Source organism: Nonomuraea maheshkhaliensis, assembly GCF_039529435.1.
GTDB classification, from domain to species: Bacteria; Actinomycetota; Actinomycetes; order Streptosporangiales; family Streptosporangiaceae; genus Nonomuraea; species Nonomuraea maheshkhaliensis.
Window position 1 is genome coordinate 1 of record NZ_BAAAMU010000194.1, and the last position, 14,549, is coordinate 14,549.

At 71.1% G+C, this 14,549-nt stretch carries 14 protein-coding genes and 2 pseudogenes; 7 read left to right on the forward strand and 9 right to left on the reverse strand.

Going from position 1 to position 14,549, the window contains the following annotated elements; genetic code table 11:
- The 7 genes and pseudogenes from ABFX54_RS53360 to eccD all read right to left on the reverse strand — a co-directional run.
- A pseudogene (locus ABFX54_RS53360) lies at positions 1-861 on the reverse strand (hypothetical protein); the annotation flags it as partial.
- Entirely contained in the window at positions 858-2,168 is a 1,311-nt protein-coding gene (locus ABFX54_RS53365) for a WXG100 family type VII secretion target (RefSeq protein WP_346115005.1), read from the reverse strand. The gene ABFX54_RS53365 and the pseudogene ABFX54_RS53360, both read right to left, overlap by 4 nt.
- Positions 2,168-2,536 carry a hypothetical protein gene (locus tag ABFX54_RS53370; protein WP_346115006.1) on the reverse strand — a complete coding sequence of 123 codons (369 nt, stop codon included), beginning with the start codon at positions 2,534-2,536 and terminating at the stop codon, positions 2,168-2,170. The genes ABFX54_RS53365 and ABFX54_RS53370 overlap by 1 nt, the downstream gene beginning before the upstream one ends.
- A gap of 69 nt (positions 2,537-2,605) precedes the next feature.
- The gene (locus tag ABFX54_RS53375; RefSeq protein ID WP_346115007.1) at positions 2,606-2,914 is read right to left on the reverse strand and encodes a WXG100 family type VII secretion target; all 309 of its coding nucleotides are present in this window, start codon (positions 2,912-2,914) and stop codon (positions 2,606-2,608) included.
- 20 nt (positions 2,915-2,934) lie between these two features.
- Positions 2,935-3,240, reverse strand: coding sequence for a WXG100 family type VII secretion target (locus ABFX54_RS53380; protein WP_346115008.1), 306 nt, complete (start codon positions 3,238-3,240; stop codon positions 2,935-2,937).
- A gap of 274 nt (positions 3,241-3,514) precedes the next feature.
- Positions 3,515-3,958, reverse strand: coding sequence for a YbaB/EbfC family DNA-binding protein (locus ABFX54_RS53385; RefSeq protein WP_346115009.1), 444 nt, complete (start codon positions 3,956-3,958; stop codon positions 3,515-3,517).
- Between the two features lie 7 nt (positions 3,959-3,965).
- A complete protein-coding gene (gene eccD, locus ABFX54_RS53390) occupies positions 3,966-5,426 on the reverse strand; it encodes a type VII secretion integral membrane protein EccD (RefSeq protein WP_346115010.1) in 1,461 nt (486 codons plus the stop codon).
- A 149-nt stretch (positions 5,427-5,575) separates the two neighbouring features.
- Here eccD and eccCa point away from each other — a divergent pair, with 149 nt between their 5' ends.
- From eccCa to ABFX54_RS53405, 3 genes are read left to right on the forward strand one after another with little or no spacing between them, the layout of a single operon-like run.
- Positions 5,576-9,556, forward strand: a complete 3,981-nt coding sequence (gene eccCa / locus ABFX54_RS53395; protein ID WP_346115011.1) for a type VII secretion protein EccCa — start codon at positions 5,576-5,578, stop codon at positions 9,554-9,556.
- A gap of 52 nt (positions 9,557-9,608) precedes the next feature.
- Complete coding sequence (locus ABFX54_RS53400) at positions 9,609-9,917, forward strand: hypothetical protein (protein WP_346115012.1); 309 nt, start codon at positions 9,609-9,611, stop codon at positions 9,915-9,917.
- Positions 9,914-11,044 (forward strand): transglycosylase SLT domain-containing protein, encoded by a 1,131-nt coding sequence (locus ABFX54_RS53405; RefSeq protein ID WP_346115013.1) that lies wholly within the window; start codon positions 9,914-9,916, stop codon positions 11,042-11,044. The genes ABFX54_RS53400 and ABFX54_RS53405 overlap by 4 nt, the downstream gene beginning before the upstream one ends.
- A 100-nt stretch (positions 11,045-11,144) precedes the next feature.
- Here ABFX54_RS53405 and ABFX54_RS53410 read toward each other — a convergent pair whose 3' ends face one another.
- The gene (locus tag ABFX54_RS53410) at positions 11,145-11,354 is read right to left on the reverse strand and encodes a hypothetical protein (protein WP_346115014.1); all 210 of its coding nucleotides are present in this window, start codon (positions 11,352-11,354) and stop codon (positions 11,145-11,147) included.
- A gap of 55 nt (positions 11,355-11,409) precedes the next feature.
- Here ABFX54_RS53410 and ABFX54_RS53415 point away from each other — a divergent pair, with 55 nt between their 5' ends.
- Genes ABFX54_RS53415 through ABFX54_RS53430 form a run of 4 tightly spaced genes read left to right on the forward strand, consistent with a single transcriptional unit; the run spans position 11,410 to position 13,403 of the window.
- A complete protein-coding gene (locus ABFX54_RS53415) occupies positions 11,410-11,844 on the forward strand; it encodes a hypothetical protein (RefSeq protein ID WP_346115015.1) in 435 nt (144 codons plus the stop codon).
- The gene (locus tag ABFX54_RS53420) at positions 11,844-12,683 is read left to right on the forward strand and encodes a hypothetical protein (protein WP_346115016.1); all 840 of its coding nucleotides are present in this window, start codon (positions 11,844-11,846) and stop codon (positions 12,681-12,683) included. Before ABFX54_RS53415 ends, ABFX54_RS53420 begins: the two co-directional genes overlap by 1 nt.
- Positions 12,680-13,066 (forward strand): YbaB/EbfC family nucleoid-associated protein, encoded by a 387-nt coding sequence (locus ABFX54_RS53425; protein WP_346115017.1) that lies wholly within the window; start codon positions 12,680-12,682, stop codon positions 13,064-13,066. The genes ABFX54_RS53420 and ABFX54_RS53425 overlap by 4 nt, the downstream gene beginning before the upstream one ends.
- A gap of 4 nt (positions 13,067-13,070) precedes the next feature.
- Positions 13,071-13,403: a YbaB/EbfC family nucleoid-associated protein gene (locus tag ABFX54_RS53430; RefSeq protein ID WP_346115018.1), complete on the forward strand. Its 333-nt coding sequence runs from the start codon at positions 13,071-13,073 to the stop codon at positions 13,401-13,403.
- Positions 13,404-13,538: 135 nt separating this feature from the next.
- Here the strand turns inward: ABFX54_RS53430 and ABFX54_RS53435 are convergent.
- Positions 13,539-14,549: pseudogene (locus ABFX54_RS53435) on the reverse strand (hypothetical protein); the annotation flags it as partial.

The window sequence follows — 14,549 nt, forward strand, 5'->3', positions numbered from 1 at the left end:
CGCCGCGCCGCCGCCCGGCAGGCCGTTGGCCCCGAGGCCCGCGCCGGTTCCGGCGCTGCCGCCGCCGCCGGGCCCGCCGTACGTGTTCGGCACGGCCGTGCGGTTGCCCAGCGCCGACGGGTCCGTGCCCGGCGGCAGGTTGCCGGTGAGCGACGGGTTCTGCGGCGTGAACTGCGACAGGTCGGTCTTCGTCGGGTCGTTGATCGCCGAGTCGATGCTGGGGACCTTCATGTCCGCCGGATCGGTCTTCGGCAGCTCGGGCTGGGGGATGTCGGTGCCGGGCAGGTTGGTGTCCGGCGGCTTGGGCAGGTCGCCCCCGGGAAGGTCACTGCCCGGCGGCTTGGGGAGATCACCGCCGGGCAGGTCACTGCCCGGAGGCTTGGGCAGGTCACCGCCGGGCAGGTCGCTGCCCGGAGGCTTGGGCAGGTCGAGGCCGCCCCCGTTGGGCAGGTCGCCCGGCTTCAGGCCACCGGGGTTCAGGCCGGCGGGCAGCTTGCCGGTGGGCAGCCCGCCGGGAGGGTACTGGTTGCCGCTCCCGTCCTCCGCGGCCTTGTAGTTCTTGTCGGCCGCCTTGAGCGCCGACTTCCAGGAGGCCAGCGCGTCGTGGGCGCGCTTCAGCACGTCGCGCTGGTTCTGGATCGCCTTCTCGTGGGCGCTCTGCACGCCCATGCCGAGCACGCTGAAGTGCGGCGAGGGCACGCGCAGGGCGTCGGCCTTCTCACCGAGGCTGGAGAAGTACTGGACGTGGCCGTCGATCTTCCCGCCGGCCCGGTCGAGCTCGCCCTTCTCGAACGAGACGCCCTGTCCCATGCCGGGCATCCCGCCGAGATCGCCGAAGGGGCCTGAACCGTTGTTCGTCATCCGATCACCGGATCCGTCGTCTCATGGCCGGACGTCCAGTTGCTGGAGTCCTCCGGCATGTACGTGTTCCGCTCCAGGTCGCTGTACTCCCCGCCGCCTCCGGCGCCGCCCATGAACGGCATCATCGGCATGCCGCCCGGCCCGACGCCGCCGGCGCGGCCGGAGCCGGGCCCGGCCAGGGCGGGGTGGGCTCCGCCGGCACCGGGAGAGCCGATGACCGACGGGATGCCGGGAGCGGCGCCCACGGGCGTCGGCATGCCGTAGCCGGGCGTCGGGGTCAGCGTGGTGGGCGGCGGCGTCATGGTCGTCGGCACGGTCGGGGTGGTCGGGACCACCGGGGGCCGGTAGCTCGCCATGTCCGTCTGGCGCGGGTCGGTCGTGGTGGGGCCGCCGGTGGTCGTGGTGGTGTCGCGGTCACCGATGACCGGGGGCACCGTGCCGTCGCCCGGCCCGGTGGTGGTGGGGGGCGGCGTCTGACCTGGGTCCCCGGGCGTGCCCGAGCCGGGCGCGCCGGGGCCGGTGTTGCCCGGGTCGGTCCCGCCGGGGTCGGAGCCACCGGGGTTCGTCCCGCCGGGGTTCGTGCCGCCCGGGTTCGTCCCCCCGGGATTGGAGCCGCCCGAGCCTGACCCGCCCGAGCCTGACCCGCCGGAGCCCGATCCGCCCGATCCGTCGTATCCGCCGTAGTTGCCACCGCTCGACCCGTCGTAGCCGGAGCCGGTGGTCGTGTACCGCGTACCGGTCGGGTAGTTCGGGTTCGTCGTGGTCGGGCCGCCGGAGCCGGGGAGGCTGACCGTCGGCAGGTTGTAGTTGAGGTACTTCGGGGCCGCGTTGTAGACCTCGACGATCTTCTGGTTGAGCTCGTGCAGCGTCTGCCGGGCGTGGATGTCCTCCAGCACCTTCTTGACGGTGGCCGCGTCCTCCGTGCCCGACGGGACCTTCTGCTCCTCGTCGACCTTGGTCTGCGCGGTCGTGAGGTGCTGGGCGTACGTGGACAGCTGCGAGCCCATCTTCTGCAGCGCGCCCGACAGCTCCTTGCCGGTGGCGTGCAGCAGCTCCAGCGCCTCTTTGGCCTTGTTGGCGTCGGGACCCTTCCAGATCGCGGCGATCCTCGGGGCGTGCGTCTCCAGGGCCGTGTACGCCTGCTCGACCTTGCTGCTGGCGTTGAGGTAGGTCTGCCCCTGGCCGTCGATGACGAGCGGGTTGGCGCCGTCGAGCCACTGCTTGATCTGGCTCTTGTCCTCCGAGGGGTACTCCCCCGACGGACTGGCGCCGCCCTGGGCCAGCCAGACCGACCCGTGATCACCCATCAGGCCTCACCCTCGTTCTCCCGGCGTGCCTTGTCGTGGTTGGCGGCGCTGACCTCGACCGCGTCGGCCACCTTCTCGAACGCCTCGATGAACTTCTCGTACACCTCGACGAACTTCTTGCCCGCGTTGTCCGAGCCGAGGAGGGCGGCCAGGCGGGTGGCGTCGTTCCACTGCCCGAACTCGGCGCGGGACAGCTCGCCGCTCTTGTAGATCTGGTTGACGTTGCCGTTCGGGCGTTCACTCTTGCCCATCAGGGCCTCGAAGGTGCTCCTCAGCTCCTCCGCGATCACCCGCATGCTCGACGGCGAGTTCTCCCGCGCGTCGAACAACTTGGGGTCGACGTCCATCTCCGGCGCGTTTTCGCTCATGCCTTCCCCCGGCAACAGTGCTCTCGGCCATCGCGCCGCGGCGATGGCCGAGAGGGTGGAGGTGTTGGGTCAGTCCGACCAGATGCTGATGTTGCGGCGCTCAGCGGCCTGGTAATTGCCGTTGGCGATGTTGACCGAGGAGGCCGCCTGGAAGAGCTGCTCACCCATGGCCTTCTCGTGGGTGTTCCACTCTTCGCGCTTCTTGTCGAAGTACTGCTGGGCGTCACCCTCCCAGCTCGGCCCGAGCTCCTTCTTGATGTCGGCGTACAGCTGGTCGGTGACCCGGTCGAGCTCGGTGATGACTTTCTTGAGGTCCTCGTAGGCCTCGTCCATCGAGCCGAACCGGACGAACGTGTAGTCCTCTGCGGGCATACCCATGGCGTTGTGCTCCGTCCAGGTCAGCGGTTGATGAGGGAGTCGACGCGACCGGCGCCGGCGCTGGTGGCCCGGCCGGCCAGGTCCATGTTCTCGTCGGCGGCGTTCTTGTAGACCCCGGCGCCGACGTTCAGGCGGTCGTAGATGTCCTCAAGGCTCTTGATGACGGCCTTGAACTCCAGGTCCCACTGGTCGAGCGCGCCGCTGAACTTCTGGGAAGCCCCGCCCTTCCACCCCTGCGTGACCAGCTGGGTCTTGATCGCCTGGACCCGTTGCCTCATGCCCTCGATGTACTGCGCGGTCTCCTCGCAGTAGCCTGCCGCGTTCATCAGCCGGGTCGAGCTTGCCCCGTACAGTGCCACTGGACCTCCAAGTCGAGATGGCTTCGTCTGCTAGGGCGGGCGGTCCCGCAAGGAAACCGACTACCCCCCGCGAACAACATCAAATGGCATCGTAGCCACCATTGACCCCATTTTTCCCAGCAACCTCAGATTACGGATCTGTCGCGACATGGTGACTATCGGACAAATCAGCAGGTCGGAGCCCTGTCAACTCTGACATTTCGGCCGCCGGCCCAGTTGCCGCGCCGCGCTAGAGGCCGCGTCAGAGGTTCATCCGGCGGCGGATCTTGTCGAACTCCTTCATCACGTCCTCGAACGCGCGGTCGTACACGGCCCCGGCCTGCTTGATCCTGGCGAGCGCGGCTTCGGGGTCCTTCATCTGCCGCAGCGGGTTGTCCGCCTCGCCGAAGGCGTCGTTCCCCAGCGAGTACATCCGCTCCTGGAAGTCCTGGGTCGCCTCGCGGAGCACGTTCTTGATCAGCTCGGCCAGCTCGCCCGAGGACAGCCGCATCGCCTTCGGGTGCAGCTCCAGCTCCCGTACGCCGTCGCTGCCGTACTCGATGGTGACGAAGCCGTTCTCGTCCTCGGCCCGGCCGACGCACTTGCCGATGTCGCGCTGGAAGTCGTCGAGGCGGCCGACCTCCCGGTCCATCTCCCTGAGCAGTTTGTCGACGTCGATGTTCGCGAAATCTCCGAACTCGTTCATGCCACTCCTATCCCGACAGTCCGCGCACCCAGGTGTAAAGCTCCAGCACTCCCAGGGCGAGCGGGAAGAGCTGGACGATCAGGGCCACGTCCAGGATGTCGCCGGCGCGGCCCCAGAACGGCGACGGCTTGCCCGTCGCCAGCCAGACGCCGACGCCCACGGTCATCAGCGACAGCCACAGCACCCCGATCGCCACGGCCAGCGACCCCACGATCCCGCCCTCGCCCACCAGCGACAGAGCGAGCATGGCGAACCCGGCCAGGCCCGTACCGATGAGCCAGAGCCGCTGCCCCGTCCCGCGGAAGACCCGGGCCCGCATGATCAGCGTGAGCGACAGCGACACCGTCATGACGTCCGACACCCAGTCGTCGTTCAGCACCAGCAGCGTCTGCGTGGCCAGGGCCGACAGCGCGAGAGTGGCGATCATGCCCGTGGCGTAGCCCTGCGCGACCCGGGTGCGCTCCTGGATCACGGGGGCGTCGAGCCGCTGGTTGTCGCCGCGCAGCTCCTCGGCCGTGGTCGGCATCGCCGGCAGCGGCACCTTGGCCAGCTTGAACGACAGCGTGGGCACCAGCGGGCTGAAGGCCAGCAGCAGCGCCATGGCCAGCGCCGCGACCCCGGCAGGGGGCACCGCCCACACCATGACCACCGCGGCGCAGATGCCGCCGACCGTGGCGACGCCGGCCGTGCCGAGGAAGCCGGGCACGCCGTCGGAGATCAGCGCCCCGCTGACGGCCGCCACCAGCGCCGTGCAGGCCAGCGCGGCCAGCATGTGCGGCGCCCCGAAGCCGGCCGCCGTCCCTGGTGCGAACAGGCCCGCGACGAACCCGTACGGCAGCGCCGCGTGCCCGATCAGCGCGCCCGCCATCGAGTCGCCGACCGCGCGCGACAGCAGCGTGCCGGTGACGATGAGCAGCAGCGCCAGCAGCCCGGCCACGATCGTGACGGTCAGTCCCGGCATGCCCGACACGGCCAGCCCGACCGAGCCCAGCATCAGCAGGCCCATGGCGCCGCTCGCGCCGACGATCCTGGTGTGCTTGGGCGACCACACGCCGCGTCCGCCGCGCACGCCGGTGGCGACCACGTCGGCCACGTCGTCGTACAGGGCGGGCGGCAGGACGGCCTCACGCGGCCTGAGATAGAGGATCTCGCCGTCGAGCACGCCCAGCGTACTGAGGCTCTGCCCCAGGTCGAGCGGGGCTCCGCCGAGCCGCTGCAGCGTCCATCCCGGAGCCGCCGCGGCGTCGCCGCCCACCTCGCCCAGCGCGCGCAGCAAGCTGGGCAGCACGTTCGGGAGGGGGATGTCGGCGGGCAGCGCCAGATCGGCCTTGCGCCGCGGGCCGACGACGGTCACGTGGCACTGGGTCGGGAGCGGCATGGGCACCTGCGGCAGGGCGCCCTGCTGGAAGGGGCCATGCGGCGGCGGGGGACCCATCCGCCCGTTGTAGACCTGCGGTGGCGCCTGCATGGAAGGCGGACCGTGGGGAGGGCCCGGCGGCATCGGGGGCCGACCGGGCGGAGGTCCCTGAACGATGTGACCCAACTCTTAACTCCGTCCACAGCAACGCTAAGGGACAACACAGAACATATCTGGTCTCTTCTGGTAAGAACGTCTCGATGAGCATCGTCGTCGTCCGCCGCCCCGAGCGCCGCCCCGGCCCCAAGCCGCCGCGGGGCGAGATCCTGCTCGAATCGCCGCCCGAGATCCCCGAGGTCCAGGGGCAGGGCTTCGTCCTCGTGCTGACGTACCTGCCCATGCTGGCCGGCGCGGCGGCGATGGCCCTGATGTTCACCTCGTTCGGCAACTCCAACCCGATCATGTACGTCTCCAGCGGCCTGTTCGCGCTGTCCATGGTCGGCATGACGCTGGGCCAGGTCGGCCGCCAGTCGGGCGAGCGCAAGTACAAGCTGAACGGCGCCCGCCGCGACTACTTCCGCTACCTGGACCAGGTGCGCAAGCGGGCCAGGCGGGCGGCCAAGCAGCAGCGCGAGGCGCTGGAGTGGAGCAACCCCGAGCCGGACGGCCTGTGGTGGGTGGCGATGAGCCCGCGCCTGTGGGAGCGCCGCCCCCGCGACGAGGACTTCGCCACCGTACGGCTCGGCACCGGCGTGCAGAAGCTGGCCATCCAGATCATCCCCCCGGACTCCAAGCCCGTGGAGGACCTGGACGCGCTGTCGGCCGGCGCGCTGCGCCGCTTCATCAGGGCGCACTCGACGGTGGCCAAGCTGCCCGTGGCGGTGGCGCTCGGCTCGTTCGCGCGGATCAGGCTGACCGGCGACCCGACGGCGATGCGCGACCTGGTGCGGGCGATGGTGGCCCAGCTGACCGTGTTCCACTCGCCGGACGACATGCGGATCATGGTGTGCGCCAACGCCGAGTGGATGCCGCACTGGGAGTGGATCAAGTGGCTCCCGCACGCGCTGCATCCTGAGGAGACCGACGCGGCCGGCCAGGTGCGGCTGATGACCGACAACCTGAGCGAGCTGGACCGGCTGGTCGGCGACGAGCTCAAGGAACGCGCCCGGTTCCGCCCGGGCGCGGCCGCCGACGCGCTGCCGTACCACGTGCTGATCGTGGACGGCGGCTACGTGTCGCAGGACTCCCAGCTCGGCGCGGACGCCATCCAGGGCGTGACCGTGATCGACCTGTCCGGCTCCACCCCCGACGTGGAGGAGAACAGCACGCTGCGGCTGGACGTCCAGCCGGACGGCTTCCACATGGTGAAGATCGACCACGCGGGCAAGGAGCACAAGACCCGCTTCGGCGACCCCGACGGGCTCGACTACATGCGCGCGGAGGGCATGGCCAGGCAGCTCGCCCCGCTGCGGGCCTCGGCGGCCACCGGCGGCGAGGCCGAGGACGTGCTGGCGGTCAACACCACGCTGACCGACCTGCTCGGCGTCGGCGACCCCGCGCACGTGGACCCCGCGGTCGTCTGGCGGCCCCGCGCCGGGCGCAACCGGCTGCGGGTGCCGATCGGCATCGGCGCCGACGGGCGCCTCGTGGAGCTCGACATCAAGGAGTCCGCGCAGGGCGGCATGGGGCCGCACGGGCTGGTGATCGGAGCCACCGGCTCCGGCAAGAGCGAGCTGCTGCGCACGCTGGTGCTCGGCCTCGCACTGACGCACTCGTCGGAGATCCTCAACTTCGTCCTGGTCGACTTCAAGGGTGGCGCGACCTTCCTCGGCCTCGACTCGCTCTCCCACGTCTCGGCCGTCATCACCAACCTGGAGGACGAGCTCCCGCTGGTCGACCGCATGTACGACGCCCTCCACGGCGAGATGGTGCGCCGCCAGGAGCAGCTGCGCGCCGCGGGCAACTACGCCTCGCTGCGCGACTACGAGCGGGCCAGGGAGCAGGGCGCCGAGCTCGCCCCGATGCCGACGTTGTTCGTGGTGCTGGACGAGTTCAGCGAGCTGCTGTCGGCCAAGCCGGAGTTCATCGACCTGTTCGTGATGATCGGCCGGCTCGGCCGCTCGCTCGGCGTGCACCTCCTGCTGGCCTCCCAGCGCCTGGAGGAGGGGCGGCTGCGCGGCCTCGACACCCACCTGTCCTACCGGATCGGCCTGCGCACGTTCTCGGCCATGGAGAGCCGGGTGGTGCTGGGGGTGGCGGACGCGTACGAGCTGCCGTCCGCGCCGGGCAACGGCTATCTCAAGTTCGAGACCACCGGCATGACCCGGTTCAAGGCCGCGTACGTGTCGGGCGCCTACCAGTCCGAGTCCCGCCGCCCCAGCATCGACGACGGCGGCACCATCCTGCGCCAGGTCGTCGAGTACGGCCCCAGCTACGTTCCCGTCCCCGTGGTCAAGCAGCAGCACAAGGAGGCCCGCGCCGCCGAGGTGGACGAGCGCGGCGGGCAGGAGAGCCTGCTCGACATCGTGGTACGCCGGCTGGCCGGGCACGGCCCCTCCGCGCACCGCATCTGGCTGCCCCCGCTCGGCGAGCCGCCCACGCTGGCGCACCTGCTGCCGCCGCTGTCGGCCACGCCCGAGCTGGGCCTGTCCACTCCCGGCTGGGACGGGCGCGGGCGGCTGCACGCGGTCATCGGGATCATCGACAAGCCGTTCGAGCAGCGGCGGGACCCGTTCTGGCTGGATCTGTCGGGAGCGGCGGGCCACATCGGCGTGGCGGGCGGGCCGCAGAGCGGCAAGAGCAACGCGCTGCGCACGATCGTCACCAGCATGGCGCTCACCCACACGCCGCGTGAGGTGCAGTTCTACTGCCTCGACTTCGGCGGCGGCGGCCTGGCCGCGCTGGACGGCCTGCCGCACGTGGGCGGCGTGGCCACCCGGCTCGACACCGACCGGGTCCGCAGGACCGTGGCCGAGGTGAGCGCGCTGCTGCGGCAGCGGGAGCAGAGCTTCGCCGCGCACGGCATCGATTCCATCGCCACCTACCGGCGCATGGCCGCCGACGGCAGCATCCAGAGCGACGGCTGGGGTGACGTGTTCCTGGTCGTGGACGGGTGGCTGACGATCAGGCAGGAGTTCGAGAGCCTGGAGACGGTGATCACCGACCTGGCGGCGCGCGGCCTCGGGTACGGCATCCACGTGGTGGCCTCGACCAACAAGTGGTCGGAGTTCAGGTCCGGGATCAGGGACCTGTTCGGCACCAGGATCGAGTTCAAGCTGGGCGACTCGTACGAGTCGGAGGTCAACAGGAAGGCGCAGCTGGCCGTGCCGGAAGGCGTGCCGGGGCGCGGCCTGACCAGGGACGGCTTCCACTTCCTCGCCGCGCTGCCGCGCGTGGACGGCAAGACGGGGGCCGACGACGTGGCCGATGCCACCCGCTCGCTGGTGGAGCACGTACGGCAGTCGTGGCAGGGCCCCGCCGCCCCGCCCGTGCGCCTGCTGCCCTCGCTGCTGCCCGTCTCCGCGCTGCCCGGCCCTGAGCAGACGGGACGGGGCCGGATCGCGATCGGCATCGACGAGGACACGCTCTCGCCGGTGGCGCTCGACTTCGACACCGACCCGCACTTCATCGTGTTCGGCGACACCGAGTGCGGCAAGTCCAACGTGATCAAGCTGATCATGGAGGGCGTGGTCGCCAGGAACACGGCCCGCGAGGCCATGATGATCGTGATCGACTACCGGCGGTCGCTGCTCGACACGGCGGTGACCGACCACCGCATCGGCTACGCGGCCTCCAGCACCGCGGCCACCGAGCTGATCCAGGACGCCCGCTCGGCGTTGCTCAAGCGCCTGCCGCCGGCCGACCTCACGCCGGAGCAGTTGCGGGCGCGCAGTTGGTGGCAGGGCGCCGACCTCTACATCGTGGTGGACGACTACGACCTGGTGGCGACGTCCAACAACCCCCTCGCCCCGCTGGCCGACCTCGTGCCGCAGGCCCGCGACATCGGCCTGCACCTCATCCTGGCCCGGCAGAGCGGCGGCGCCAGCCGGGCCATGTACGACCAGGCCGTGCAGCGGATGAAGGAGATGGCCAGCCCGGCGCTGATCATGTCGGGCAACCGGGAAGAGGGCCAGCTCTTCGGCAACATCCGCCCGCAGCCGCTGCCGGTCGGCCGCGGCTTCTACGCCGACCGGCGGTTCGGGGCCCGGCTGATCCAGACCGCGTACCTGGAGTCGCCGTGAGCCGTCCACTATGCTCCGTTGCGCGCGTTTGCCCGGTCGGTCAGGGAGTTACATGAGCTTTGTCGATGTGCACGTCCAGGCGATCGAGGAGTGCCGCCAGGAGGCGTACAAGGTCAGGAACATGCTCGACTTCGAGGACGCGTTCACGGACGGTAAGAGCAAGGCCCCGAAGGGCGCGACCAGCGCCGAGATCTTCGGCTCGCTCGACGGCGCGGGCGCCCTGGCCAAGAAGATCGACGAGGTCTGGGGCTCGGTCAAGGAGGAGTACGGCTGGGGGCGCAGCCGGATGCAGGGCGTCGAGGAGGCGCTCGGCAAGGTCGCCGCGAACTTCCGCGGCGCCGCGGGAGCCTCCGGCGCATGAGCGTCGCCTCGCAGCTCGCCGCGCTCAGGGAGAAGGTCCACGGCGACCCGGCGGCCATCCGCGCCATCGCGGCCAGCCTGCGCACGGCGGGCGACCACGCCTCCACCTCGACGAACCGGCTGCCCAAGTACGTCGCCGAGGTGGGCAAGGCATGGCAGGGCGACTCGGCGACGGCCTTCGCCGGCTACATGGCGGCCTACCCCAAGGCGGGCAGCCAGTTGGACGGCGCCCTCGGCTCCTGCGCCAAGGCGCTCGACACGGCCGCCTCCACCCTCGAAAGCGCCTACAACACCATCGACGGGCTGCACACGACCGCGCAGAACGCTGAGAGCGCCTACAAGGGCAAGCACTCCGACGCCACTCAGGAGCAGATCGACGCGCACGTGCGCGGCCAGTTCGACGCCGACCCCGTCACCGAGGCCGGCAAGCAGGTGACCAGGGCACAGAAGGCGCTCACCACGGCCAAGGAGGCCCTCGACGGGCAGCTCGGCGACGGGTTCGGCTTCTTCAAGGGCATCCGCGCGGCCGGTGGCGCCGACTTCGACCCCGGTGAGAAGAAGGTCGACTGGCGCAAGATCGGCAGTTACCACCCGACCACCAAGTTCGCCTCGTCAGGTGACCCCGGCGGGCCCGGCGGCACGCTCGGCGGTGGTGGCGGCGCGGGTGGCGGCGCGGGTGGCGGCGTCGGCGCGCCGTCGTCGTACGGCAGCACCCCCGCGCCCAAGCCCCAGGTCGTCGAGTGGATCAAGCAGGCGCTCACGATCATCCGCTCGCCGGAGATGGCCGCGATCATGCGGCAGCGCGGCCTGAACGTGAGCGACCTGGACCCGAACGATCCCCAGGACATCCAGCGCATCTGGACGATCATCTCTCACGAGTCGGGCGGCAGGCCCGACGCCATCAACCTCACGGACATCAACGCCCGGAACGGCGTGCCGTCCCAGGGGCTGATGCAGACCATCCCGCCGACGTTCAAGACGCACCATCTGCCCGGGTACGACAAGATCCGGGAGCCGGTGGACAACATCATCGCCGGGGTGCTCTACACCTACAGCCGGTACGGGAACCTGGCCGGCCATCCGGGCATCAGGTCGCTGGAGAGCGGCGGCGGATACAAGCCGTACTGAGCCAGGATAACGGCGAATGACAAGTGCGTGAAACGTAGCTTAATGGGCCTCTAACCTGGTCTTATACCGATTTTTCGTGTTACTTCCGGTGCTACGTTGATCACGTGTCGACCCCGTCTCCCAGCGCGTCTCCGACGGCCGGCGTCTCGCCGGACACGCCGGCCGGAGGGCCCTCCTCGCCCCCGCCGTCGTCCAGCCCGACGCCCACCCCGACGCCCACCCCGACGTCCAGCCCCACGCCGAGCCAGACGCCGAGCCCCACACCCAGCCAGACCCCGGGCCAGACGCCGGGCCCGAGCCCGACGCCCACGCAGTCGCCAGGGCCGTCGCAGTCGCCGGCCCCGTCACAGTCGCCCGGGCCGGCCGTGACCGTCGTCAGCCCGTGCCCGCACACGCCGAAGTGCCCGCCACCGGCGTGCCTGCCGCCGGCGCTGCGGCCCAGCGCCTCCCCCGCCCCGTCCAAGCCCGCCCCGAAGCCGGAGCAGAAGGGCGACGGCAAGAAGGGCGGCTACGAGGCGAACGCCGGCTCCATCGACAAGTTCGCCGGCTCCATCAGCGGCGCCGCCCAGGGCGTGAACGAGGTCAAGGAGTACACGCCCCGCTTCGAGGGCATGGACCTGGCCCCTCTCGCCGGCGTGCCCCTCGTCGGGCTCATGTTCGTCAACCGCTTCAACCGCATCTCCGACTCCTGGAAGGACAGCGCCGGCATCCTGCACGACGTCCTCCAGACCGACAGCGGCAAGATCGCTATGGCGGCGAACAACTACCGCAACGCCGAGCGGCCGGGTGGAGGATCCTGATGTCGACCCCCTCCAACCAGCCGCCGAAGCTCGTCGTACCGGGCCAGAACACCCCTCCCGCGGGCACGCAGCAGCTCCACATCGCCAACCGCAGCGGCAACATCGCGCGGACCGTCCAGGTGACCCCGGCCGGCGCCCGCCCCGACCCGGGCTTCTACCGCCGCCTGATCGGGCAGCTGAACATCGCCCGCCAGCCCACCCGCCAGGCGATGGTGCTGTCCGGGCTCGGCGTGGCCGCGCTCGCCCTGGACGTGGCGGCCACGCTCAACGTGGGCAACCCGTTCCTCTTCTCCAGCAGGCGCGACACCTGGAAGGAGATGAGCGGCTCGCTGGAGGGCAACCGGTCGAACATGTGGCGCGGCTACTTCGACGACATCGCCCCCAACTGGAAGGGCGATGCGGCGGAGATGCTCCAGCAGTACGTCAGGTTCAACGTCAACGGCCTGTTCAGCCAGCTCGGCAAGGTCAGCGACGACATGAGCGGCGCGATGCAGACTCAGTTCAAGGAGGTCGCCGAGTACGACCTGTCGGTGCTCGGCCTGTACGCCGGCTCCGCGCCCGTCTTCAGGGCGCTGGCCGGCATGAGCGCGCACCCCGTCGGCCGGGCGGCCCTGCTGAGCTACCTCGGCATCTGGGCCGGCGCGCTCGGCAACCTGCTCAAGCAGTTCGCCGACATCTACGTCACCAACGAAGGCGAGCTGAACAAGCTGGAGCTGCGGCTCAACGACCTGCTGGGCGCCTTCTACAACTCCGGCAAGCCCGAGCAGGGCGCGCGCGAGCTCAACATCTCACCCCAGATCCAGCACCAGGACCGATGGGTCCCGATGGAGGAGTCGTGACCGAGATCGAGGCGTTCCTCCAGGGCAGGGAGGGCGACCTGGCCGGCCTCGTCCGCGAGGTCACCGCGTGGACCGCCGCGCTCGGCGGTGCGCTGGACGAGCTGGCCCGCGAACGCATGGAGGGCACCGACGCCCGCGAGGTCGTCCGCGCCCGCGTCTCCGGCACCGGCGGCCTGCTCGGCCTGAGCATCGACGCGCGCGGGCTGCGCGAGCTCGACCACGCCGAGCTGGCCGAGGCCGTCAAGCAGGCCATCGGCGCGGCCAAGGGTGCCATGGGCGAGCGGCTGACGGAGCTGACCGAGGGGCTGGGCGGCCGGAACCCGTCCATGCCGGGCGGCGATCCGCTCGCGCCCCACATCGAGCGCGTGCTGCGGGAGGGATGATCCCATGTCCTTTATGCCCGAGATGCCCGAGACACCCGGGACCCGCGAGATGCGGGAACTGATGGAACGGCTGGACGCCGTCGTGGCCTCCGCCAGGCGGGCCGAGGAGCGGGCGGCCGAGTGGAGCGCGCGCCAGTTCGTCGGGCGCGCCGACGAGGGCCGCATCGTGGCCAGGACCGACGCGCTCGGCACGCTGGTCGCGCTGGACATCCACCCGCTGAGCCGCAAGCGCCTGGACGCGCGCCGCCTGGCCGACGAGATCACCGCGGCCGTCGTCATGGCCGAGCAGGCGGCCACGGCCGCCAGGGACGTGCTGATGAACGGCCCGCGTCCCTGAACGTGGTCATGAGCGGTCCGCGTCTCCGAACGTGGTCATGAACGGCCGGCGACCCTCTGGCGCCCGCTGAGCCCTCTGACGCGGAAAACCCCCTCCGGGACCTGCCCGGAGGGGGTTTCACATGCCGCGTAGGGGTCAGAGGCAGGCCGAGCCGCCGGTGCCGGCGGTGCCGACGCTGCCTGAGTACCGGACGCACTTGCCCTTGGCGGGCAGCTTGACCGGCCCGGCGTAGTACTCGTACGAACCGTTGTCCCTCTTGCCGCCGCCGTTCTGCACCGAGATCGCAGCACTCATGTTGGCCTTCTGGCCCACGTCCTCGCGCTTCATCGTGACCACGCAGGCCTCACCGGTCGACCGGTGGGCGAGCAGGACGACCTGGCCGCCCTGGAACTCCTGCGCGCCCTTCACGACGAACCCCGCCCCGCAGACCGAGGACGGCGTGTGCGGGTTGCGGGCCGGCCTCGCGGTGAGCGTGGGGCGCGGCGCGGTCCGCGTCGCCGTGGGCTTCGGCTTGGTCGTGGCGGGCGTCGTGGGGAGCCACGTGAGGGTCGGCGCCGCGGTGGCCGTGGAGGTCGGGACCGGGGTCGCGGTCTCGGTCACGGTCGGGGTGGGCGTGATCGTCACGGTGACGGTCGGCACCGGAGTCCCGGACTCCGACGGGGTGGGCGTCGGGGTGTCGGTCGTCTGGGGCGGGATCTCGTTCGAGGGCGTCGGCGTGGACGGGGTGCTCGCCGTCACGGTCACCGTGGGCTGGGCCACCGGCGGCTGGACGGTCACCCGCGGCGGCGCGACGGGCCGGGTGGTGGTGATGGGCAGCGGTGTCGGTACCGTGCTGAGCTCGGGCGTCGCGGGCGTCTGGGAGGTCCAGTCGTTCGGCAGCACCATCGGGCCGACGTCGTTGCCGGGGTCGGCGCTCTGCGTCACGCCCCACGGCACGGTCACCTCGGCCTGGGTCTGCCCGGGATCGGGCTGCGTCTGAGCCTGGGGCTGACCCGGGCCCTGACCCTCCCCCTGGTCGGCCGACTGAGGGGCCTCGCCGCCCTTGCCGCCGGTCTCCACGGTGCCCACGGGCGACGGGTTCGCCGCCGCGACCACCTCGAAGCGGTGCGTGGACGCGTACTGTCCCGCGCCCCACAGCCCCACTCC

What these genes read in the sequence shown, in the direction of transcription:
- ABFX54_RS53365 (WP_346115005.1), bottom strand. Translation starts at nt 2,168, where the DNA reads ATGGGTGATCACGGGTCGGTCTGGCTGGCCCAGGGCGGCGCCAGTCCG.
- ABFX54_RS53370 (WP_346115006.1), bottom strand. Translation starts at nt 2,536, where the DNA reads ATGAGCGAAAACGCGCCGGAGATGGACGTCGACCCCAAGTTGTTCGAC.
- ABFX54_RS53375 (WP_346115007.1), bottom strand. Translation starts at nt 2,914, where the DNA reads ATGGGTATGCCCGCAGAGGACTACACGTTCGTCCGGTTCGGCTCGATG.
- ABFX54_RS53380 (WP_346115008.1), bottom strand. Translation starts at nt 3,240, where the DNA reads ATGAACGCGGCAGGCTACTGCGAGGAGACCGCGCAGTACATCGAGGGC.
- ABFX54_RS53385 (WP_346115009.1), bottom strand. Translation starts at nt 3,958, where the DNA reads ATGAACGAGTTCGGAGATTTCGCGAACATCGACGTCGACAAACTGCTC.
- eccD (WP_346115010.1), bottom strand. Translation starts at nt 5,426, where the DNA reads ATGCAGGCGCCACCGCAGGTCTACAACGGGCGGATGGGTCCCCCGCCG.
- eccCa (WP_346115011.1), top strand. Translation starts at nt 5,576, where the DNA reads ATGAGCATCGTCGTCGTCCGCCGCCCCGAGCGCCGCCCCGGCCCCAAG.
- ABFX54_RS53400 (WP_346115012.1), top strand. Translation starts at nt 9,609, where the DNA reads ATGAGCTTTGTCGATGTGCACGTCCAGGCGATCGAGGAGTGCCGCCAG.
- ABFX54_RS53405 (WP_346115013.1), top strand. Translation starts at nt 9,914, where the DNA reads ATGAGCGTCGCCTCGCAGCTCGCCGCGCTCAGGGAGAAGGTCCACGGC.
- ABFX54_RS53420 (WP_346115016.1), top strand. Translation starts at nt 11,844, where the DNA reads ATGTCGACCCCCTCCAACCAGCCGCCGAAGCTCGTCGTACCGGGCCAG.
- ABFX54_RS53430 (WP_346115018.1), top strand. Translation starts at nt 13,071, where the DNA reads ATGTCCTTTATGCCCGAGATGCCCGAGACACCCGGGACCCGCGAGATG.